Origin of the sequence: Pseudomonas sp. AN3A02 (assembly GCF_011765255.1) — a bacterium.
Classification (GTDB): domain Bacteria; phylum Pseudomonadota; class Gammaproteobacteria; order Pseudomonadales; family Pseudomonadaceae; genus Aquipseudomonas.
This window is the reverse complement of the sequence record NZ_JAARNI010000001.1, coordinates 1,329,701-1,350,196: the sequence shown is the minus strand read 5'-3', so window position 1 is coordinate 1,350,196 and position 20,496 is coordinate 1,329,701. Positions and strand designations below refer to the sequence as shown.

The window sequence follows — 20,496 nt, the reverse complement described above, 5'->3', positions numbered from 1 at the left end:
GGCAATTTGCGTGCCGAAACACCGCATTTGCAGGGGTTGCATAACCCCCGTCAACAATGGCGATATAAGCGCCTGATAAAGACACCAGGGGTCGTCACATGTTGCTCGCCACGTTGATTCATCGCGCCAGCCTGCCATGCCCGCAAGTCGGGCCGGAGCCTGCGGCGCAGCTACTGGAGCAGCATTACGGCCTCGGTGGGGCGATGCAGTCCCTCGGCAGCCAGCAAGACCTCAACTACCGCATCGACAGCGACCGTGGCCGTTTTGTGCTGAAAATCTGCCGGGGCGACTACGCCGCCGTCGAGTTGCAGGCCCAGCACGCCGCCCTCAAGCATCTGCAGGAACATTCGGACGTACGGGTGCCGAGGGTGATTTCGGCTCTTAAGGGTGAAGAACTGCTGACCGAGAAGGTCGCCGGTCAAACCGTGCACCTGCGGCTGCTGGATTACATCGACGGCCAACCGCTGACTCACTTGCCTCATTTAGGCCGTGAAGTGATCGCAGGCTTCGGCGAACTCTGCGGGCGGATGAGCCGGGCGCTGGCCGGCTTCGAGCATCCGGGCCTGGAACGCACCCTGCAATGGGACCCGCGCCATGCCCTTGAGCTGATCACCCATTTGCTGTCGACCCTCGAAAACCTCCCGCATCGTGCCGAGCTTGAGCACGTGGTGGAGCAGGTCGAGCGCCGCGTGCGGCCTTTGGCCGATCACTTGCCGTGGCAAGCCGTGCACATGGATATCACCGATGACAACGTGGTCTGGCAGCGCGATGCCCAGCGGCATTGGCAGGTCCAGGGTGTGATCGACTTCGGAGATCTGGTACGCACCTGGCGTATTGCCGACCTGTCTGTGACCTGTGCCGCGCTGCTGCACCACGCCGAGGGCGATCCGTTCGCGATTCTGCCGGCGATTCAGGCATGCCACGCGATTACCCCGTTGCAGCACCAAGAGTTGCAGGCGTTGTGGCCCCTGATCGTCGCGCGGGCCGCCGTGTTGGTGCTGAGCAGTGAACAGCAGCAAAGCCTGGACCCAGATAACGCGTACCTGTTGAAAAACGCCGAGCATGAGTGGGAAATTTTCCGCGTGGCCACCTCGGTGCCTTTTGAGCTGATGGAGGCGGCGATTCTTGGCTGTGTCGGTGTCGAGTTGTCACCCATTGCCGGCGAGGGTTTTGCGCCATTGTTACCGGGGTTGGTCGGGCGTGAATTTGCGTTGATCGACCTGGGCGTACTCAGCCCGCATTTCGAGGCGGGGAACTGGGAGCAGGAAGGCATTGATCGGCGGCTTTTAGAGGAGGCGGCCTTGGTGCATGGGCTGGCAGCCAGCCGTTATGGTCAATACCGGCTGTCCCGAACCCAGCTCGACAGCGCCGTGGAACCGGAGACTTTCCCGCTTCACGTAGAACTGCATATGCCATTGGGCGCTACGGTGGAAGCGCCGTTCGCCGGCACCTTGCGCTACGCCGCCGACGGCCTGCTGTGCCTGCACAGCGCGCAGTTGAGCGTTCGCTTGTGGGGCGTGAGCGCCCTGTTGCAGCACGGCGCCGCAGTGGTAAAAGGCCAGGTACTCGGCGAAGTGGTTGCGCCGCTGACGGTGCAACTGTGCCGCGCCGAGCTTGAGCCGCCGCTGTTCTGCACGCCTTCCCGGGCCGCGGCCTGGCAAATGTTATGCCCGTCCCCGGCCACTTTGCTGGGGCTGGCGTGCGATGCCGAGCCGGAGTTGGACCCCGAAGCCCTGCTGGCCCGGCGCGACGCCAGTTTCGCCCGCTCGCAAAAGCACTACTACGTCGACCCGCCGCGCATCGAGCGCGGCTGGCGCAATCACCTGATCGACATGCAGGGCCGCTCCTACCTCGACATGCTCAACAACGTCGCGGTGCTCGGCCACGGCCATCCGCGCATGGCCCAAGTGGCGGCACGGCAATGGTCGCTGCTCAACACCAACTCGCGCTTCCACTATGCAGCGATTGCCGAATTCTCCGAGCGTTTGCTGGCGCTGGCGCCGGATTCCATGGACCGGGTGTTCCTGGTCAACAGCGGCACCGAAGCCAACGACCTGGCGATTCGCCTGGCCTGGGCCTACAGCGGCGGGCGCGACATGCTCAGTGTGCTGGAGGCTTACCACGGCTGGTCGGTGGCGGCGGACGCGGTGTCGACCTCGATTGCTGACAACCCCCAGGCCTTGAGCAGCCGCCCTGATTGGGTGCACCCGGTGACCGCGCCGAATACCTATCGCGGCGAATTTCGCGGGCAGGACAGTGCCCCGGACTATGTGCGTAGCGTGGAACGCAACCTGGCGAAAATCGCCGCGCAGAACCGCCAGCTGGCGGGCTTCATCTGTGAGCCGGTGTATGGCAATGCCGGCGGGATTTCCCTGCCGCCCGGCTATTTGCAACAGGTGTACGCCCTTGTTCGGGAACAGGGCGGCGTGTGCATCGCCGATGAAGTGCAGGTGGGTTACGGCCGCATGGGCCATTTCTTCTGGGGGTTTGAAGAGCAGGGCGTGGTGCCGGACATCATCACCATGGCCAAGGGCATGGGCAACGGCCAGCCATTGGGCGCGGTAATCACCCGCCGGGAAATCGCCGAGGCGCTGGAGGTCGAGGGTTACTTCTTCTCATCCTCGGGAGGAAGCCCGGTGAGTTGCCGGATCGGCATGGCGGTGCTGGACGTGATGGAGGAAGAAAAGCTCTGGGAAAACGCCCAGGTGGTAGGCGGACATTTCAAGGCGCGTCTGGAGGCGTTGGTCCAACAGTATCCATTGGTGGGCGCCGTGCATGGTTCCGGGTTTTACCTCGGGCTGGAATTGGTTCGCGACCGGCAGACCCTTGAACCGGCCACCGAAGAGACCGCCGTGCTGTGCGATCGGCTGCGGGAACTGGGGATCTTCATGCAGCCCACCGGCGACTATCTGAACATCCTCAAGATCAAGCCGCCAATGGTCACCTCCCGGCACAGTGTGGACTTCTTCGTCGACATGCTGGCTAAAGTGCTGGATGAGCACCTTTGACCGTTAGTCATAACTTCGATTGTTATCGGCAATAAATCAGTAATTTTTGTCTGATATAGAAGAATCGTCTTTTAAGGTCGATTTTTATCCGATATAAAGGCGCCATGCTCACGCAGCCGTCCCAGGAGATTTTTCATGACCACTTTGCACAGCACCCCCCGCGCCGACGGCTTCTACATGCCTGCCGAATGGGCGCCACAAACCCAAACCTGGATGATCTGGCCCGAGCGCCCGGACAACTGGCGCCTGGGCGGCAAGCCGGCGCAAGCCGCCCACGTGGCGGTGGCCAAGGCCATTGCGCGCTTTGAACCGGTGACCGTGGCCGTCTCGGCCGGCCAGTACGAAAACGCCCGGGCGCGCCTGGACGTGCCGAATATTCGCCTGGTGGAAATGTCCAGCGACGACGCTTGGGTACGTGATACCGGGCCGACCTTCGTGATCAACAACACCGGCGAAGTCCGTGGGGTGAACTGGGATTTCAACGCCTGGGGCGGCTTCGACGGCGGCCTGTATTCGCCGTGGAACCGCGACGCTCAGGTGGGCGGCAAGATCCTCGAAATCGAGCGCAGCCCGCGTTATCGCACCGAGGGTTTTGTGCTGGAAGGCGGTTCGATCCACGTCGACGGCGAAGGCACCCTGATCACCACCGAAGAATGCCTGCTCAACCGCAATCGCAATCCGCACCTTCAGCGTGAGGAAATCGAAGCGGTGCTCAGCGCCAACCTGGCTGTGGATAAGATCATCTGGCTGCCGGATGGCCTGTTCAACGACGAAACCGACGGGCATGTGGATAACTTCTGCTGCTACGTGCGCCCAGGTGAAGTGTTGCTGGCCTGGACAGACGACCCGCAAGATCCGAACTACGCACGCTGCCATGCCGCCATGGACGTGCTGCAAAGCAGCACCGACGCCCAGGGGCGCTCGTTCACAGTGCATAAAATGCCGATCCCGGGGCCGCTGTATGCCACCGAGGAAGAATGTGCAGGCGTTGATCCGGTAGACGGCAGCCAGGAGCGCAATCCTAGCGTGCGGTTGGCCGGTTCCTACGTCAATTTCCTGATCGTCAACGGCGGCATCATCGCGCCGAGCTTCGACGACCCGCTGGACAGTCGCGCCAAGGAGATTCTGCAGAGCCTGTTCCCGCAGCACGAAGTGGTGATGGTGCCTGGCCGCGAACTGTTACTGGGGGGTGGCAACATTCACTGCCTGACCCAGCAGCAGCCGGCTCCGCACAAAAACTGAGTGCACTTGTAACAGCTTGATGCCGGGTTGAACGGCAATTGAGCGCGTCGCAGTTCGAACGCTCACAGCAAGCCCACGGCCCGTCAGGTTCGTGGGCTTTTTTGCGTCCATGTGCCGATAAACCGGGCACATTGGCATAGCTCTTGTATCGATCTTGCGACACAGAGCAGGGTGTATGACTAAGCAGTTCTGTCATAAACCTTGAGTAAGTTAGCCGCTCATGCAGTCGGAGAGAGCGCTGAAATGAATGCCGATATCAACCTGATGTACACGCGCACGTTCCACCCTTTGCGGGTGAACGGTGACGCGATCCATGCGCTGGCGCTCTGGTTGAAGGAAAACGGTTCAAGGCAGATCAGGACGCCCGACCCGCGCCGGGTGATGAGCGAACGGTACCCGGTGGGGCTGTTCAGCGAGGACGAGGTGCAGGCGTTGTGTGAGTTGATGGGCACCTTGTAGGAGCGAGCTTGCTCGCGAAGGGCGATAACGATGATGCGGGGAGCCTGACTCCCCGCAGCGATCTCAGGTTTTTCGCGAGCAAGCTCGCTCCTACAGGAACTGTTAGAAGCTGTAGGTTCCGGTCACCACCAGGCTCCGCGGGTCGCCGAACTGAATCTGCGCCGCACTGGTCGCTGACGCGTAGTACGTCTTGTCGCTGATATTGTTCAGCGCCGCCCGCACATCCCATTCCTTCTGCCGGAACCCGGCCAGTGCATCCCAGCGCCCATAACCCGGTAACACCACTGTGTTGGCGTTATCCGCGTAACGATCACCCACCAATGTCAGCCCGGTTTCCGCATACCAGCCCATCTCCGGTTTCCAGGTGACGAACAGGCTGGCATTACGCTTGGCTACATCGCTGATGCGCTTGCCTTCAAAGCCATTGTTGTCCTTCACCACCTTGGCGTCCTGCACGCCAACCCCACCACGCACGTACCAGTTGCCGACGATCTTCCCGGTCGCGGTCAACTCCAGGCCACGGGAGCGCTGCTCACCGCTGAGCAAGGTAATGGTAGGGTCCAGCGGGTCGCGGGTGCGGCGGTTGTAGAGTTCCAGTTCGTACACCGCCAGGGTGGTGCTCAGGCGGTCGTCGAGCCAGTCGCTCTTGACCCCGATTTCCTTCTGTTTGGTCAGCTCCGGGCTCAGGTCGTTGGCGTTGCCCGTCGCGTTGGGCGTGATGCCGATCAGGCCACCGCCGGTAGGCGAGAAGGTCTTGCTCCACGAGGCATAGAACGAATGGTGTTCCAGCGGCGTCCAGACCAGGCCTACGCGCGGGCTGGTGCTGTGGCTCACGACCTGTTCCGAGGCGTTGGTCAGTTTGTTGGTGGACTCCACATCAAAGCGGTCATAGCGCAAACCGGCGAGCAGTTGCCACTGGTCGTTCAGGCGCAGTTGGTCCTGCACATACAAGCCCTGGCTTTGCGCTTCGGTGTGACTGCTGCTGAAGGCCGGTAGGCGACCGTAGTGGCGCAGGTCCGTGTTGGGGTTGTACACATCCACGCTCGGCACAGCGGCGAGGGGCGCTCGATAGAGTTTCGGGTCACGGCGCTGGTTACCCAACTCCACGCCGGTCAGCAAGCGATGCTCCAGGCCAAAGGTGGTGAAACCGCCTTCCAGCTCGACGTTGTTGAAGAGGTTGCGTGTGGTCAAGTCCTGCTGCCAGCGCTGGCGCCCGACCTTGTTGGTTTTTGGGTCGTAGCTGACGGCATAGGTGTTATCGAAGTCGCTGTCGAGGGTGAACACGCCCAACGTATGGCGCAGTTGCCAACTGTCGTTCAGTTCATAGGCAAGCCGGGAGCGCAGGGATTGGGACTTGTCGTCGATGTAATCGCGCTTGTCACCATAAGTAGTGCCGCGACTGACATCCGCCGGGCGCCCGTTGACCCCGGGAATGCCACGGTCCGGCGTGCGGTTGTAGCGGCTGTATTCGTACTGCACCAGCCAGTTCAGGTCCGGGGTCAGCTGCCAGCTCATGGACGGCGCAAACAGCTGGCGATTGCCGCTGACGCCATCGCGGAAACTGTTGTTGTCCTCGTTGCCCATGTTCAGGCGCAGGCTGATGTTATCGGTGGCGTCGGTGCTGAGGTCGGCATACAGGCTGCGCAAATCATTGCTGCCGCCCTGGGCCTCGATGCTGGAGGCGTGACCGGCCTGGGGCAGCTTGCTCACGCGGTTGACGATGCCGCCCTGGCCGCCTCGGCCGTACAACACCGCTGCCGGGCCCTTGAGCACTTCGATGCGCTCGATGTTGTGCAGGTCGCGCACGTATTGGCTGTCGTCGCGAATACCATCCAGGTAGAAGTCGTTGCTGGCGTCGAAGCCTCGGATGCGCAGGCTGTCGAAACGCGTGTCGGCGCCGCTGCTGACGTTGGGTACGCCGCTCAACGCCTGGCCCAGGTCATTGGTCCCGTAAGAGCGCAGGTTGTCGGTTTTCACCGAGTCGATAGCCTGGGGTACATAACGCACGGGCGTAGCGGTGCGGGTGGCGGTGCTGGTTTCCTTGACGCGCGGGTCGTCCTCGTCGGCTTCGGCACTTACGGAGGTTTCCGGCAGGACGGTTGCAGCGCAGGCAAATCCGGCAGACAGCAGGACAGAAAGCCCAAGGGTAATGGGCGTCAGGCGGAAGGCAGGCATCGGGGTGTGTATCCAAAAAGGTTGGGAGGATAAAAGTGCGTTAATGGTAATGCTTACTATTTGCGAAGGTTATCTATTCCTAAACGTACCTTTCTGAAAACTGTTACGGCGTATGTTTTTCAGGGTTATTCGACCGATTCTCGAAACAGTCTGAAAGCCAATCCAGGGTTTTTCCCAACTGTGCGTAAGACTAATCTGCCGTGCATCAACGTCCATCGGAGTCCGCCATGACGGCAGCCACGCTTCACTACATTTACGACCCGCTGTGCGGCTGGTGTTACGGCGCCGAGCCGCTGCTGCATGCCGCCCATAGCGTGTTGCCGATCCAGTTGCACGGCGGCGGGATGATGACCGGCGCCAATCGCCAATCCGTATCGCCGCAGTTACGTGACTACGTCATGCCGCACGACCGGCGTATCGCCGAGTACACCGGGCAACCGTTTGGCGAAGCGTATTTTGAAGGCCTGCTGCGCGATCACGACGCGGTGTTCGACTCAGCCCCGCCGATCACCGCAGTACTGGCCGCCGAAAAAATCGCCGGTCGCGGCCTGGAGCTGCTGGCGCGTTTGCAAACCGCGCACTATGTCGAAGGCCGCCGAATCGCTGATCGAGACGTGCTAGTGGAACTCGCCAAATCCATCGGTTTGGATCCTCAGGTCCTCAACGCCGCCTTCAGTGAAATCCTGGGCGCAGACACTCAAGCGCACATCAACAACAGCCGCCAATGGCTGGCAAAAATTGGCGGTCAGGGCTTTCCCACGTTGGCCCTGGAGCAGGATGAGCAGTTGCAGTTGATCGACATCAGCCCCTGGCTGGGCAAGTCCGAAGCCTTTGCTGAGTGGCTGAGACAAAGAGTCGCAATTTCGATTAAACCCACCCAATCGAGTGCACCAATGTGTGGCCTGCAGGGGTGCGAAGATCCGAGAGAGGCTAGACAGAGCCTTGGAGGGTGATGGCCATTTAACGTCTCTTAGACTTTTTTAGCCTAAATACAGAAGATTCACGAAATTGACACACAGTAAAGGGCGCGGATAGGATTCGCCCCAACGCCTGTGGCTAACCGCCATGACTTCCCCAATAAAAAAAGGCCCGCGGCATATCACGTCGTCCGCGGGCCTTTTTTTATCTGGGAGAGTCGACACCAGAAAAGCAACACGGAGCCTGGTGTCACAGAGCGTACTCAACCAGTAATAAGGAATATAAGAAAATGTTGAAGCAACGGATGGGGCTGATCGCTCTGGGGATTTTGAGCGCTACGCAAGCAATGGCTGATGACCAATCCCAATCGAAGGGTTTTGTTGAAGACAGCCACCTGAACATCGCGGCACGCAACGCTTACATCAGCCGCGACTACAAAAACGGCAAGCAAGACAAAGCTGAATGGGGCCAGGGCTTCATCGGCAAGTTCGAATCCGGCTTCACCCAAGGCACCGTCGGTGTGGGTGTGGACGTGATCGGCCAATACGCCATTCGCCTGGATGGTGGTAAGGGTCGCAGCGGCGCGGGTGGTATCGACTTCTTCAAACAAGGCGACAGCGGCGCAGCTGCCGACGACCTTGCCAAGGGCGGCGCAGCCGTCAAGGCACGCATCTCCAACACCGTAATCAAATACGGTCAGCAGATGCCAGCCGTACCGGTCCTGCAGTACGACAACTCCCGTCTGTTGTCGGAAACCTACGAAGGTACTTCGATCGTTTCCAAAGAAATCGCCGGCCTGCAACTGGACGCTGGTCACTTCACCAAGGAAGCTCGCAAGAGCGCCGAAGGTTCCGACAGTGGCGCGCTGAAAAGCATCGACTACATCGGCGGTAGCTACAAATTCACCGAAAGCCTGTCGGCAGCGCTCTACGCTTCCAACATGCAGGACGTGCTGAAGAAGCAATACGTCAACGTCAACTACGTGCTGGCCCTGCCAGAGAAACAATCGTTGACCTTTGACTTCAACGGCTACAAAACCAAGCTGGACCGCAGCTTCGCCCTGGAAAACCAAGGTGATGCCGACGCTCGCGACAACAAAATCTGGAGCCTGGGCGCCACATGGGCCGTTGGCCCGCACAGCTTCACCGTGGCTCACCAGCGCAGCACCGGTGACACCGGTTACCTGTACGGCGGCTATCGCAACGCAGGCGGCATCGGCGACGGTGGCAACACCATCCTGCTGGCCAACTCCTACTGGTCTGACTTCAACGGCAAGGACGAGCGCTCCTGGCAAGCAGGCTACGGCCTGGACTTCAGCGCTTTCGGCGTGCCTGGCCTGACCTACAACATCGCTTACGTGCGCGGCACCAACATTGACGACGGTTCCAACCGCGGCAGTGGCACCGAGCGTGAGATCTTCAACCAGTTCAAATACGTGGTACAGAACGGCCCGGCTAAAGACCTGAGCCTGCGTGCCCGTGCGTCGTGGCTGCGCGTTTCCAACAACGCCAGCAACTACAACGTGGGTGGTAACGAGATCCGCCTGTTCGCCGACTACCCAATCAACGTTTTCTAATTGATTCGGCGTCGCGCCTGATTCAAGGCGATAAAAAACCCCGACTGGTCGGGGTTTTTTTATGCCTGCGATCCGGGCTATTGATTACACCGCATCACTAATGAAGTACTCCGCCCCACCTTTATCCACCTCAAGCAACCTCATAAATTGGCCTCACTGCCTGCCCACCACACCGATGGGCAAGTCACTGGAGCCTTGTCATGCCATTTGTCAGCGTACGTATCACCCGCGACGGCGTCACCTCGGAGCAGAAAGCCCAGGTCATTGCCGAAATCACCGAAACCCTCGAGCGCGTCCTTAACAAACGCCCCGACCTGACCCACATCGTCATCGAAGAAGTCGACACCGATAACTGGGGCTACGCCGGCATCACCACCACCCAGTACCGCAAGCAGCTCGCGGAAAATCCGTCATGAGCACGCCCGTCACCATCGACTTCATCTCCGACGTGGTCTGCCCATGGTGCGCCCTGGGCGCCACTGCCCTGGAACAAGCCATCGACAACCTGGCGGGCGAAGTGAAGGTTGAACTGACCTTCAAACCCTTCGAACTCAACCCCGACATGCCGGCCGAAGGTGAAAACGCCGTCGCCCACATGATGCGCAAATACGGGCGCAGCGCTGAAGAAGTTGCCAGCGGGAAAAGGATGCTGATGGAGCGCGGCGATGCCATCGGCTTCACTTTCGACCTGGAAAAACGCAGCCACTTCTACAACACCTTCGACGCTCATCGGTTGCTGTTTTGGGCGTTGCAGCAAGGGCGGCAGATCGAGCTGAAAAAGGCGTTGCTGCGTGGGTATTTCACCGATGGCCAAAACGTCAGCGACCACGAAACCCTGGCTCGTTTAGCCGCCGAAGCCGGGCTTGAAATCGAAGGCGCACGACGGATGCTGGGCTCTGCCGCCTACGGCAATGAAGTGCGCGAGCTTGAAGCGTTCTACCGCGAGCACGGCATCAACTCCGTACCGGCCATGGTCCTCAACGGCCGCCAGTTGGTCTCCGGATCGCAAGCCGTCAGTGATTACGAACAGATGCTGCGGGAAATGTCCGCCGCGGCTGCTTGAACCATCCCCTTTTCTATATAGAGGTTTCATCATGAGCAATTCGAAAAAAGTCGTTGTGATCACCGGCGCATCCCAAGGCCTCGGCGCGGCTGCGGTCAAGGCTTACCGCGAGCTGGATTACCGCGTGGTTGCCACCTCCCGGTCGATCAAACCGTCGACGGATCCGGACATCCTCACCGTAGCGGGCGACATCGCTGACCCGGCCACCGCCGAGCGTGTGATCCGCGAAGGCGTGGCGCGTTTTGGCCGCATCGACAGCCTGATCAACAACGCCGGCATCTTCGTCGCCAAACCCTTCACCAGCTACACCCACGAAGACTACGTGAACGTGCTGGCCGTGAACCTCAACGGGTTCTTCTACATCACCCAACTGGCGATTACCGAGATGCTGAAACAGGGCGCCGGGCACATCGTCAACATCACCACCAGCCTGGTGGACCACGCGATTGAGGGTGTGCCATCGGTGCTGGCTTCGCTGACCAAAGGCGGACTGAACTCGGCGACCAAATCCCTGGCGATTGAATACGCCAAGCGCGGGATTCGCGTGAATGCGGTGAGCCCCGGGATTATCAAGACGCCGATGCATGGCGAAGAGACGCATGCGGCGCTGGGTAGCCTGCATCCGGTTGGGCACATGGGTGAGGCGCGGGATATTGCGCAGGCGATTGTGTATTTGGAGTCGGCTGGGTTTGTGACGGGGGAAATTCTGCATGTGGACGGTGGGCAGAGTGCTGGGCACTAAGCGACGCGGTTGAACGAAAAACGCCCCGGACTGTGATGGTTCGGGGCGTTTTTGTGGGTGGCGTATAAAGCAGTCAACCGACTGTTGTAGGGGCAACCTGCTCCAATGCCCGATCTGCCAGCAGTGAACTCAACTCGATCAATTGCTGAATTCCCAATGCCACTGCCCTTTTTGATCCTTCCAGCTCAAATGCCAGGTTCGAAACCATTTCGTTAGCCGACGAGAGGGTTTCTGCTGCATTGGCCAGTAGCGTTTCGGTATCCACATCGGGAGAAACAGAGAACAGATTGCCGCATGGACGCGCCGCAGGTTCTGCGTCGTCTGATGGGTGCAAGTAATGATCAATCGCCCGTTGTGCTGCTGCATGAAGCTTGGCGTCGGTTGGGGCTTGAGGCGGGTTAGGTGTGACCTTGAACATGGCGAAGCTCCTTTAGCGATTCAGGAACTGCCAATCTCACTTCCACATGAGGGTGGCAGCTGTGCGCAGGTGTGGAAGACCGGGGCTAAAGGAACCCGGCGCACCGAAGTGCCCCGCACACAGCCGCCATAACACAAGAATACAGGCGTAAAAAAACGCCGGTAGGTGTTCATGGGCGTTTGAGCGCCTTTAGCCATAGTACGGACTTCCACATCCGGCCGCTGATTTTGCAGCGGCTGGCGGAGGTTAGCGGGGTGGAGCATGGGGAGGCAACCTGATATGGGTGTATGAAAATTCAGTGGGGAGGAAAATAAATTGCGTAAAGGGGACGGATTTATTTATCGCTCTGCACTGTTCCGCCTCAACCCCAAATTTCGCATACAAAGATCGATGCGAGCGTGGTTACAGGAGTCGCGGCTTTCGAAAGGTTTGCAGAGGGACGTGGGAGCAGGTAGGTGATCAGCAGGAAAGTAGTGAGGCTGCCAGATCAGGATCTGCGGTAGGGACACCCCAGAAACAACAAAGCCCTCACATTTCTGCGAGGGCTTCGTTTTGTATGGTGCCGGCACCAGGAGTCGAACCCGGGACCTACTGATTACAAGTCAGTTGCTCTACCAACTGAGCTATACCGGCGTGTTAGGGCGACGATTATAGCGATTGGTTAGCTTCTGTAAACCCCTGAATTCTGACTATTTTTGCAGGCACAGAGGTTTTCTCGCATCCAGCTCATTTTGACCACTGGGGATGGCTTCCTCAGCCCGAAGGCCATCCAGGGTCAGCCCGTAAAAAAATGTGTACCGATCAGCTGCCTGCGTTACACGAGTCCGCAAACTTCATGTACTCAAACACCTGCTTCTGCCCATGGGAATCCAGGTACGTCATCCGCGCATTCACCACGCCGCACGCCGCGCCGCCATCGTCGACGGTCGACAGCACTTGCTGAATATCCAGCTTGGGGCTGGTCTCGGCCTGGGCCGAGAAGGCGGCGATGTTGAGCAAGGCAAACAAGCCGCTGGCGATGAAGGTGTTCCGGTTCATGGTGGTGTCCTCTGAGGTTCAATAGGAGTGTGTTGCGTTGGAGCCTATTGAGCGCCTGGGAGGTATCCGGCCTGTGTCATGCACCTCGGGGTTTTGCTTCGGCATGTATAGGCGGTGGATTTCATACAACTTGATACACGAGCACTGCCATTAGAGGTATTTGCAGAAGTGCTCCTATCCGGCGAAGATTAGTCATTAAATTGACCATTTACCGCTCGTCGTAAAGATTTCTTCAGAAACACCAAAATAATGACACTTTCATTCCTTTGTCACAGAATGCGTACACAAAGGCGCCCACAAAAAGACCTGCGGTAAGCATCAGTACAGCTGACCTTTCACGTCTTTAAGATGCGTCGTGATGGAGTGTTGGCGATGAGCCGTACTGATGAACTTTTTGAGTTGTTTAATACGACAACTGCCAATGATGTCCAGGGAATGGATTCGATGCTGCAATTTTTCGAAGACATGCCCATCGACGACAGCGCCAGTCTCAACATGGGCAGCGGCGCGTCGTTCCTCCGGCATTCCCCCTGTGCCAACGAGCAGTCCGGCGAAGCCGCGACCGTCCGTGCGAATGTGGTGGCGCTGGTGTCGGTCAATGGCGGCGTCGGCCGCAGCACCCTGGCCACGGCGCTGAGCAGCGGTTTGCAGCGCCTGGGGCGGCCGGTGGTAGCGCTGGACCTGGACCCGCAAAACGCTCTCTATCACCACTTCGGCCTGAGCCACACCTTGCCCGGCATCGGGCGCACCAGCCTGCAGAACGAGCGCTGGAGCCAGATCCTTCATTCGGGCTTCGCCGGTTGCCAGGTGATCACTTTTGGCGAAACCGATATCCGTCAGCAGGAGGACTTGCAGCGTTGGCTCAAGCAGGAACCGCAGTGGTTGGCGCAGCACCTCTCGGCCCTCGGTCTGAGCGAGCAGGACACGGTGATCATCGACACCCCGGCGGGCAACAACGTTTACCTGCATCAGGCACTGAACGTGGCCGATGTGGTGCTGGTTATCGCCCAGGCGGATGCGGCGTCCCTTGGCACTCTGGGGCAGATGGAGCAGTTGCTGGCGCCACATATGGGGCGTCAGCCGGCGCTGCGGTGCCACTTCGTGATCAACCAGCTTGATGAGACCTCCGGCTTCAGCCTCGACATGGTCGAGGTGTTCAAGAAGCGCCTGGGTGAAAACCTGTTGGAAGTGGTGCACCGGGATTCGGCGATCAGCGAAGCCCTGGCCTTCGGCAGCGACCCGCTGGATAACGAAGCCGCCAGCATGGCCTGTGACGATATCAACGAGCTTTGCCGCCTGTTGATTGCCCGCTGAAAACACCGGGTTATGCCGCTAACGCCCGATGCTTATGCACAATCGGTTGGTTCAACCTGTCACGAAACAGCAATTTTGCGGAGCGGTTCTCATCACGCTGCAACTGCCTGTTTTGCGTGCGTTTTATTTTGTGAACAAAAAATGACCAGTCAGCATTTTGCCCTGTAAAGCTTGCCGCCAGGGCTTGCGCCAGAATTCCATCAACAGACTTATCCACAGGGCGCGCTGCGACAAAATGCCCTTTAATCGCGCTCGGCGAGCAGCATCAGGTTACGCGGGGTCAATGGTGTTTCGCAGAAGCTGCCGACTTGAACCCTGTAGCCGTTTTCTTCGAGCAACAATGCTCGGTCCAGTACCAGCCATAGTTCCAGCGGGCGCCGAAACAAACCACGCAGCAATTCCAGGTTTCGCACATGGGCCAAGCGCTGCCAGCCTTGGGCCTCCAGGGCCGACCAATCCTGTTCACCTGTGGATAATCCCTTGAGCACCGCCAGTTCCCGGCAGTAGTCGGCGAACGGCTTGGTCAGCCAGCTTGCAGGCAATGACGGGGTCGGCAGGTAATCGTCGCAACCGCGCAGCTGCCGCTGCAGCACATCAAAGCCCAAACGCCTGGCCATCGACGTATCACGCTGCTGGCGTACGCGCGCGCCTGCGGTGACGGTTTCGCTCAGCGGCAGGCCGAGGTCCTCCACTGATAAACGTAGTGATGAAGCCTGGGCCGCAATCGACAGCGGCTGATATTCCTCGGCGCGGATGCGGTTGTAGCAGCAGGGCGCCACAGCCAGTTGCTGGCAGCCGGCGGCGCTGGCCAGTTGAAGCAGGCGCACATGCAAGTCGCCACACGCATGCAGCGCGACCGGAGTTTGGTCGCGACTGATCTGCACGTCGGCCATCACGTCTTGCAGGCGATGGGTGACGGGCAATCGATGGTGTTCGCTGAGGGTTTGCCCTGAAGCAATCAGTGCCGGGTCATATTCCAGGCAGGTCAATTGCTGCCCGGGTTGCAGCAGGCGGCGGCCGAGGTGGCCCTTGCCGGCGCACCAGTCGAGCCAGTGTTGGGGTGTTTTGGAGAATTGCAGGGCGGCGCCGAAGGCTTCTATCTGTTGCCATTTGCGACCGGGTACATCGACGTTTAAGCGGTGGTGGGCGGCCGGTAGCGCAGTGGACGGTAAGTTATCCACAACACTTAGATTCAGCGACTGGGCCGCCAGCTCGGGAAACGGCGCGGGCGCCGGCAGGTGATGAGGTTGGTTATGGCTGCTTTCCGCCTCAGCCAGTGAGCGACCGCGCAGCCAGTGGGCCAGCTCGGGATGCTGGGCTTCCCATGGCAATTGCAGGTGGGTAAAGGGCCGTGGTCGCCACAGCCCTTGATGCTCGGTGAGGAACGCATCCAGTGCCTGGAAGCGGGCGAGCAACTGCTCACCCGTCAACATGGCGTCAGCGACCTTGGCAGGCATCAACCCGCAACCAGCGTTCCAGCAGCTTGAAGAAGCGCACCAGGACGTAGGACATCAGCAGGTAGAACAACCCGGCAGCGAAGAAGATTTCCACCGGCAAATAGGTGCGGGCAATGATCGTGCGGGCCATGCCGGTCAGTTCCAGCAAGGTCACGGTACTGGCCAGGGCGCTGGCCTTGAGCATCAGGATCACTTCGTTGCTGTAGGCCGGCAGGCCGATGCGCGCCGCACGCGGCAGGATGATGTAGAACAGCGCCTTGGGCTTGGACATGCCCAGCGCCCGCGCCGCTTCGATTTCACCCGGCGGGATTGCCTGGATAGCGCCGCGCAGGATCTCGGCGATGTAGGCGGCGGTGTGCAGCGTCATGGTGGCGGTGGCGCACCAGAACGGGTCCCGCAGGTACGGCCACATGAAGCTTTCACGCACGGCGTCGAACTGCGCCAGGCCGTAATAAACCAGGAACAACTGCACCAGCAGCGGCGTGCCACGGAAGAAAAAGATGTAGCAGTAGGGCAGGGTGCGCACGTACCAAAGACGCGAAGAGCGCGCGATGCCCAGCGGGATTGCCAGCAGCAGGCCTGCGATCACGGCGATGGCCACCAGCTCCAGGGTCAGAGTTGCGCCCTGGGCCAACCGTGGCAGCCACTTGATGATTACGGCCCAGTTCAGGCCGAGGTCGAAATGCGACAGCCAGCTGTAGTCGCCACTCATTGCGTGCTCCTCGCAAAGCCGCGCGCGGCACGTTTTTCCAGGAAGTGCATGCCGGTCATCGCCAGGACGGTGAGGCCCAGGTACATGAAGGCCGCGACCATAAAGAAGGTGAAGGGCTGCTTGGTGACGGTCACGCCGATCTGCGCGTGGCGCATGATTTCTTCCAGGCCGATCACCGAGACCAGTGCGGTGTCCTTCATCAAAATCATGAACAGGTTGCCCAGGCCCGGCAGGGCGATGCGCCACATCTGCGGCATGATCAACCGGGTGAAGATCCGGAACTTCGACAAGCCCAGTGCGACACCGGCTTCACGGTGGCCCTTGGGAATGGCCAGGATCGCGCCGCGGAACACTTCCGTGGCGTAGGCGCCAAAGCACAGGCCGAGGGCAATGACGCCGGCGGCGAAGGCGCTGAGGGACAGGTCAGGGTTGCCGAAAAACTCCCCGAGGGCACGCATCAAATTGACCGTGCCGAAGTAAATCAGCAGTACCCACAGCAGTTCCGGAATGCCGCGAACCAGAGTGGAGTAAGCGCCGCCAAGCCATTGCAGCGGCTTGTACGGGGAAGTCTTGGCCAGGGCGCCGGCCAGGCCGAGCACCAGCCCGAGGCACAGAGCGGTGAGCGCCAGCTTGACGGTCATCAGCGCGCCAGCGGCGAGCGCCGGGCCGAATCCGTAGAGGTCGAAATTCATGGTTTAGTCGTTTCGCAAGGCATTGCTAAGGACCGGCGCACTCAAGCGAGCGCGCCGGGCAGGCAATTCAGGATCACTCGATACTGAAAGGGAAGTACTTGTCGTTGATCTTCTTGTAGGTGCCGTCGGCTTTGATTTCTGCCAGGGCTTTGTTCAAGCGCTCGCGCAGTGGGTCGCCTTTGCGTACGGCGATACCGATCTTGTCGCTCTCTACCACCGGGTCGCCCTTGAATTCGTAGGCGGAGCCGTCTTTGCTTTTCAGCCACTCGTACTGCACGTACTTGTCGGCGAGCATCCCGTCCAGGCGGCCGGAAGTCAGGTCGAGGTAGGCGTTTTCCTGGGTGTCGTAGAGCTTGGCGGTGGTGTCCGGCAGCTTGTCTTCCAGGTAGGTACCGGCCAGCGTCGCGCGTTGAGCACCGATGATCTTGCCCTTCAGGTAGTCCGCGTCGGTCTTGAAGTCTTTGGTGGCTTTAGGCGCGATGAACTGCAGCTTGTTGGAGTAGTACGGGTCGGTGAAGTCGACGGCCTGCTTGCGTTCATCGGTGATGGACAGCGAGGAGACCAGGAAGTCGAACTTCTTGGCGTTCAGGGCCGGTATGATGCCGTCCCAGTCCGAGACATACACTTCGCACTTCTCGACTTTCATCTTGGCGCACAGAGCGTCGCCGATGTCTTTGTCGAAGCCGACGACGTTGCCGCTGGCATCTTTATTGTTGAACGGCGGGTAGGCCGCTTCGATCCCCATTTTCAAGGTCTCGGCCATCGCCGTGGCGCTGAACGCCATCGAAACGGCGGCAGCCAGGAGGAATTTTTTATAGTTCTGCATGCATGTTGCTCCGTTAGCGGTTGCTGGACATGAATTGTTTGCAGCGCGCCGAAAGCGGGTTTTCAAACACCTGCTGTGGCGATCCTTGCTCTTCGACCAGGCCCTGGTGCAGAAACACCACTTCACTGGACACCTGACGGGCGAAGCCCATTTCATGGGTGACCAGCAGCATGGTGCGGCCTTCTTCGGCCAGTGCGCGGATCACATTAAGTACTTCCTGAACCATTTCCGGGTCAAGGGCCGATGTCGGCTCGTCGAACAGGATGACTTTGGGCTGCATGGCCAGGGTACGGGCGATCGCGGCGCGTTGCTGCTGGCCGCCGGACAGTTGCGCGGGGTAGGCATGGCGCTTGTCACTGATGCCGACCTTGGCCAGCAAGGCTTCGGCGATTTCGATGGCTTCGGCCTTGCTCTGGCCGAGCACCCGGCGCGGCGCCTCGATGATGTTGTCGAGGACGCTCATGTGCGGCCACAGGTTAAAGTTTTGAAACACAAAACCGATTTCGCTGCGCAGGCGGTTGATCTGTTTGCCGTCGGCCGCTACCAGTTCGCCGTTTTTTGCGGCCTTCAGTTTGAGTTCTTCACCGGCCACCAGGATTTGCCCCTGGTGCGGGTTTTCGAGCAGGTTGATGCAGCGCAGGAACGTGGACTTGCCGGAACCGGAGGAACCCAGGATCGAGATCACATCGCCGTCGCGGGCGGTCAGCGAGATACCTTTCAGCACCTCCAGCTCACCATAGCGTTTATGCAAGTTGCGGATTTCAAGCGCGGGCGTGGCCTCAGCCATGTGCGGTCCTCATTGTGTTCATTGCGCTCCTGCTGTTGGCCCGCCTTCCTGGCGAGGCGCCAAGCTAGCATAGCGTTTGGATGACAGCCAACAGCCCTGCAGGCGGTAAACAGACGGTGTGCGGCAGGGTGTCGCATCGGCACAGCAGTGTGTCGCGCCATCAACAACCGAACAGCCGTTTGAACCCCGATTCCTACAGGCTTCGCGTAAAAAAAGGCGCGATGGTGCCAGCTTTGGCCGGGTGTTGGAAGGGTTAAACCGGCGAACGGTCCTTATCAGCCCTGTAATGGAGCGTCACGCACAATTTGTGTGTGTTTTTGGTGCGCCTGTTCGTACTTCATGTGAGTCGCACAGTAACGCTATAGCGGAATGCCATTAGTGTCAGTGACTTACGAGAGCTGTTGAGTTTCCCTACAGGCCGCGTCAATCGCGGCTCTGTAACATTTTGGCGCAAATCTTGCGTAAAAAATAAAGAACGCCCCGTTGGTTTCTTTTCACGAGAAAGACCTCAGGCCGGGTGGACCGTATTCGCAATTCCTCGCAAAGGTGTGTCAATGAGTAGTACGCAAAGCTCCAATGACCTCGAACAGGGGCTCAAACCGCGTCACGTCACCATGCTGTCGATTGCCGGCGTTATTGGTGCCGGTTTGTTTGTCGGCTCCGGCCACGCGATTGCTGCTGCAGGCCCTGCCGTGCTGCTGGCGTATGCGGCCGCCGGTACGCTGGTGGTGTTGGTGATGCGCATGCTGGCCGAGATGGCCGTGGCATCCCCGGACACGGGTTCGTTCTCTACTTATGCCGACCGTGCGATCGGTCACTGGGCCGGTTTCACCATCGGCTGGCTGTACTGGTGGTTCTGGGTGCTGGTGATTCCGCTGGAAGCCAACGCCGCCGCGACCATCCTCCACGCCTGGTTCCCCAACGTGGCGATCTGGGCCTTCACCCTGATCATCACTTTGCTGCTGACCGCGACCAACCTGTTCAGCGTGAAGAACTACGGCGAGTTCGAGTTCTGGTTTGCGCTGATCAAAGTGGTGGCGATCATCGGCTTTGTGATCCTCGGTGTCCTGGCGATTTTCGGCTTCTTGCCGGGCAGCCAGGTCAGCGGCGTTTCGCACCTGTTCGACACCCAAGGCTTCCTGCCCAACGGCATGGGGGCGGTGTTGGCGGCGATCCTGACCACCATGTTCTCGTTCATGGGCACCGAGATCGTGACCATCGCGGCCGCTGAATCGAAGAACCCGGGCCAGCAGATCTCCAAGGCCACCAACTCGGTGATCTGGCGGATCGGCTTGTTCTACCTGGTGTCGATCTTCATCGTCGTGGCCCTGGTGCCATGGAATGATCCTGCGCTGGCAGCGGTCGGTTCCTACCAGACGGTGCTGGAACGCATGGGCATCCCGAATGCCAAGCTGATCGTTGACCTGGTGGTGTTGGTGGCCGTGACCAGTTGCCTGAACTCGGCGCTGTACACCGCTTCACGCATGATGTTCTCACTGGGCCGTCGCGGTGATGCACCGGCGGTGTCCAAGATCACCAACAAGAGCGGCACGCCTTACTGGGCGGTGTTGCTGTCTACCGGCGCGGCGTTCCTGGCGGTATTCGCCAACTACGTGGCTCCGGCGGCGGTGTTTGAATTCCTGCTGGCCAGCTCCGGCGCCATCGCGCTGCTGGTGTACCTGGTGATCGCCGTGTCGCAACTGCGCATGCGTCAGAAGCGCACGGAAGCGGGCGAGAAGATTGCCTTCAAGATGTGGCTGTTCCCGGGCCTGACGTATGCGGTGATCGTGTTCATCGTGGGCGTGCTGACGATCATGCTGTTTCAGGAAGCGCATCGGGTGGAGATCATGGCCACCGGGGTTCTAAGCTTGCTGGTGATTGCAGCGGGGCTGATCGTGTCGCGTCGGCGCAAGGGCCGGAAGGTTGGGGCTGCGGTGCTTAACTGACGGAATCCTTTCGTCGGAATACCGTTGATCAAATGTGGGAGCGGGCTTGCTCGCGAAGGCAGTGTGTCAGTCAGCGCAAATGTCGACTGATCCACTGCATTCGCGAGCAAGCCCGCTCCCACA

Annotated in this window: 19 protein-coding genes and 1 tRNA gene; 10 read left to right on the top strand and 10 right to left on the bottom strand. The window is 59.7% G+C overall.

The features are described from left to right. Positions 1–98 precede the first annotated feature (98 nt). The 3 genes from HBJ59_RS06275 to HBJ59_RS06265 all read left to right on the top strand — a co-directional run bounded on the left by HBJ59_RS06275 (position 99) and on the right by HBJ59_RS06265 (position 4,709). Entirely contained in the window at positions 99–3,008 is a 2,910-nt protein-coding gene (locus tag HBJ59_RS06275; RefSeq protein ID WP_167663016.1) for an aminotransferase, read from the top strand. Between the two features lie 135 nt (positions 3,009–3,143). After that, a complete protein-coding gene (gene aguA, locus HBJ59_RS06270) occupies positions 3,144–4,250 on the top strand; it encodes an agmatine deiminase (RefSeq protein ID WP_167663015.1) in 1,107 nt (368 codons plus the stop codon). Between the two features lie 243 nt (positions 4,251–4,493). Then, positions 4,494–4,709, top strand: coding sequence for a hypothetical protein (locus HBJ59_RS06265; RefSeq protein WP_167663014.1), 216 nt, complete (start codon positions 4,494–4,496; stop codon positions 4,707–4,709). A 102-nt stretch (positions 4,710–4,811) separates the two neighbouring features. On the opposite strand, the gene HBJ59_RS06260 is transcribed toward HBJ59_RS06265, so the two are convergent. Beyond that, positions 4,812–6,884 (bottom strand): TonB-dependent siderophore receptor, encoded by a 2,073-nt coding sequence (locus tag HBJ59_RS06260; RefSeq protein ID WP_167663013.1) that lies wholly within the window; start codon positions 6,882–6,884, stop codon positions 4,812–4,814. A gap of 227 nt (positions 6,885–7,111) precedes the next feature. Between HBJ59_RS06260 and HBJ59_RS06255 the strand changes: the two genes are divergently transcribed. The 5 genes from HBJ59_RS06255 (at position 7,112) to HBJ59_RS06235 (ending at position 11,183) form a co-directional block, all read left to right on the top strand. Further along, on the top strand, positions 7,112–7,837 hold the full coding sequence (locus tag HBJ59_RS06255; protein ID WP_167663012.1) for a DsbA family protein: 726 nt from the start codon (positions 7,112–7,114) through the stop codon (positions 7,835–7,837). A gap of 254 nt (positions 7,838–8,091) precedes the next feature. Continuing rightward, positions 8,092–9,378 carry an OprD family porin gene (locus HBJ59_RS06250; protein ID WP_167663011.1) on the top strand — a complete coding sequence of 429 codons (1,287 nt, stop codon included), beginning with the start codon at positions 8,092–8,094 and terminating at the stop codon, positions 9,376–9,378. A 200-nt stretch (positions 9,379–9,578) separates the two neighbouring features. Then, entirely contained in the window at positions 9,579–9,794 is a 216-nt protein-coding gene (locus tag HBJ59_RS06245) for a 4-oxalocrotonate tautomerase family protein (protein WP_003218111.1), read from the top strand. Beyond that, positions 9,791–10,441: a DsbA family oxidoreductase gene (locus HBJ59_RS06240; RefSeq protein ID WP_167663010.1), complete on the top strand. Its 651-nt coding sequence runs from the start codon at positions 9,791–9,793 to the stop codon at positions 10,439–10,441. The genes HBJ59_RS06245 and HBJ59_RS06240 overlap by 4 nt, the downstream gene beginning before the upstream one ends. A 31-nt stretch (positions 10,442–10,472) precedes the next feature. After that, on the top strand, positions 10,473–11,183 hold the full coding sequence (locus tag HBJ59_RS06235) for an SDR family NAD(P)-dependent oxidoreductase (RefSeq protein WP_167663009.1): 711 nt from the start codon (positions 10,473–10,475) through the stop codon (positions 11,181–11,183). Positions 11,184–11,256: 73 nt separating this feature from the next. Here the strand turns inward: HBJ59_RS06235 and HBJ59_RS06230 are convergent, their stop codons facing one another. The 3 genes from HBJ59_RS06230 to HBJ59_RS06220 form a co-directional block, all read right to left on the bottom strand. Beyond that, positions 11,257–11,601, bottom strand: a complete 345-nt coding sequence (locus HBJ59_RS06230; protein WP_167663008.1) for a DUF6124 family protein — start codon at positions 11,599–11,601, stop codon at positions 11,257–11,259. Between the two features lie 557 nt (positions 11,602–12,158). After that, a tRNA-Thr gene (locus tag HBJ59_RS06225) sits at positions 12,159–12,234 on the bottom strand. A 168-nt stretch (positions 12,235–12,402) separates the two neighbouring features. Continuing rightward, positions 12,403–12,639, bottom strand: coding sequence for a DUF2790 domain-containing protein (locus tag HBJ59_RS06220; protein WP_076018147.1), 237 nt, complete (start codon positions 12,637–12,639; stop codon positions 12,403–12,405). Between the two features lie 372 nt (positions 12,640–13,011). Between HBJ59_RS06220 and bcsQ the strand changes: the two genes are divergently transcribed. Then, a complete protein-coding gene (bcsQ, locus tag HBJ59_RS06215) occupies positions 13,012–13,953 on the top strand; it encodes a cellulose biosynthesis protein BcsQ (protein WP_167663007.1) in 942 nt (313 codons plus the stop codon). Positions 13,954–13,963: 10 nt separating this feature from the next. Here the strand turns inward: bcsQ and HBJ59_RS06210 are convergent, their stop codons facing one another. From HBJ59_RS06210 to HBJ59_RS06185, 6 genes are all read right to left on the bottom strand, one after another. After that, the gene (locus HBJ59_RS06210; RefSeq protein ID WP_167663006.1) at positions 13,964–14,170 is read right to left on the bottom strand and encodes a hypothetical protein; all 207 of its coding nucleotides are present in this window, start codon (positions 14,168–14,170) and stop codon (positions 13,964–13,966) included. A gap of 25 nt (positions 14,171–14,195) precedes the next feature. Beyond that, positions 14,196–15,410 (bottom strand): methyltransferase, encoded by a 1,215-nt coding sequence (locus HBJ59_RS06205; protein WP_167663005.1) that lies wholly within the window; start codon positions 15,408–15,410, stop codon positions 14,196–14,198. Continuing rightward, the gene (locus HBJ59_RS06200) at positions 15,391–16,080 is read right to left on the bottom strand and encodes an ABC transporter permease (RefSeq protein WP_026078053.1); all 690 of its coding nucleotides are present in this window, start codon (positions 16,078–16,080) and stop codon (positions 15,391–15,393) included. Before HBJ59_RS06200 ends, HBJ59_RS06205 begins: the two co-directional genes overlap by 20 nt. A gap of 38 nt (positions 16,081–16,118) precedes the next feature. Then, a complete protein-coding gene (locus HBJ59_RS06195; RefSeq protein ID WP_034117272.1) occupies positions 16,119–16,814 on the bottom strand; it encodes an ABC transporter permease in 696 nt (231 codons plus the stop codon). 73 nt (positions 16,815–16,887) lie between these two features. Next, on the bottom strand, positions 16,888–17,640 hold the full coding sequence (locus HBJ59_RS06190) for an ABC transporter substrate-binding protein (RefSeq protein WP_063033521.1): 753 nt from the start codon (positions 17,638–17,640) through the stop codon (positions 16,888–16,890). Between the two features lie 13 nt (positions 17,641–17,653). Further along, positions 17,654–18,427 carry an ABC transporter ATP-binding protein gene (locus tag HBJ59_RS06185; RefSeq protein WP_017478155.1) on the bottom strand — a complete coding sequence of 258 codons (774 nt, stop codon included), beginning with the start codon at positions 18,425–18,427 and terminating at the stop codon, positions 17,654–17,656. A gap of 554 nt (positions 18,428–18,981) precedes the next feature. Between HBJ59_RS06185 and gabP the strand changes: the two genes are divergently transcribed. After that, positions 18,982–20,373: a GABA permease gene (gene gabP, locus HBJ59_RS06180; protein WP_076018144.1), complete on the top strand. Its 1,392-nt coding sequence runs from the start codon at positions 18,982–18,984 to the stop codon at positions 20,371–20,373. Positions 20,374–20,496 lie beyond the last annotated feature (123 nt).

Excerpts from the sequence above, each read along its gene's own strand:
- HBJ59_RS06275 (WP_167663016.1), top strand. The coding sequence starts at position 99 with ATGTTGCTCGCCACGTTGATTCATCGCGCCAGCCTGCCATGCCCGCAA.
- aguA (WP_167663015.1), top strand. The coding sequence starts at position 3,144 with ATGACCACTTTGCACAGCACCCCCCGCGCCGACGGCTTCTACATGCCT.
- HBJ59_RS06265 (WP_167663014.1), top strand. The coding sequence starts at position 4,494 with ATGAATGCCGATATCAACCTGATGTACACGCGCACGTTCCACCCTTTG.
- HBJ59_RS06260 (WP_167663013.1), bottom strand. The coding sequence starts at position 6,884 with ATGCCTGCCTTCCGCCTGACGCCCATTACCCTTGGGCTTTCTGTCCTG.
- HBJ59_RS06255 (WP_167663012.1), top strand. The coding sequence starts at position 7,112 with ATGACGGCAGCCACGCTTCACTACATTTACGACCCGCTGTGCGGCTGG.
- HBJ59_RS06250 (WP_167663011.1), top strand. The coding sequence starts at position 8,092 with ATGTTGAAGCAACGGATGGGGCTGATCGCTCTGGGGATTTTGAGCGCT.
- HBJ59_RS06245 (WP_003218111.1), top strand. The coding sequence starts at position 9,579 with ATGCCATTTGTCAGCGTACGTATCACCCGCGACGGCGTCACCTCGGAG.
- HBJ59_RS06240 (WP_167663010.1), top strand. The coding sequence starts at position 9,791 with ATGAGCACGCCCGTCACCATCGACTTCATCTCCGACGTGGTCTGCCCA.
- HBJ59_RS06235 (WP_167663009.1), top strand. The coding sequence starts at position 10,473 with ATGAGCAATTCGAAAAAAGTCGTTGTGATCACCGGCGCATCCCAAGGC.
- HBJ59_RS06230 (WP_167663008.1), bottom strand. The coding sequence starts at position 11,601 with ATGTTCAAGGTCACACCTAACCCGCCTCAAGCCCCAACCGACGCCAAG.
- HBJ59_RS06220 (WP_076018147.1), bottom strand. The coding sequence starts at position 12,639 with ATGAACCGGAACACCTTCATCGCCAGCGGCTTGTTTGCCTTGCTCAAC.
- bcsQ (WP_167663007.1), top strand. The coding sequence starts at position 13,012 with ATGAGCCGTACTGATGAACTTTTTGAGTTGTTTAATACGACAACTGCC.
- HBJ59_RS06205 (WP_167663005.1), bottom strand. The coding sequence starts at position 15,410 with ATGCCTGCCAAGGTCGCTGACGCCATGTTGACGGGTGAGCAGTTGCTC.
- HBJ59_RS06195 (WP_034117272.1), bottom strand. The coding sequence starts at position 16,814 with ATGAATTTCGACCTCTACGGATTCGGCCCGGCGCTCGCCGCTGGCGCG.
- HBJ59_RS06190 (WP_063033521.1), bottom strand. The coding sequence starts at position 17,640 with ATGCAGAACTATAAAAAATTCCTCCTGGCTGCCGCCGTTTCGATGGCG.
- HBJ59_RS06185 (WP_017478155.1), bottom strand. The coding sequence starts at position 18,427 with ATGGCTGAGGCCACGCCCGCGCTTGAAATCCGCAACTTGCATAAACGC.
- gabP (WP_076018144.1), top strand. The coding sequence starts at position 18,982 with ATGAGTAGTACGCAAAGCTCCAATGACCTCGAACAGGGGCTCAAACCG.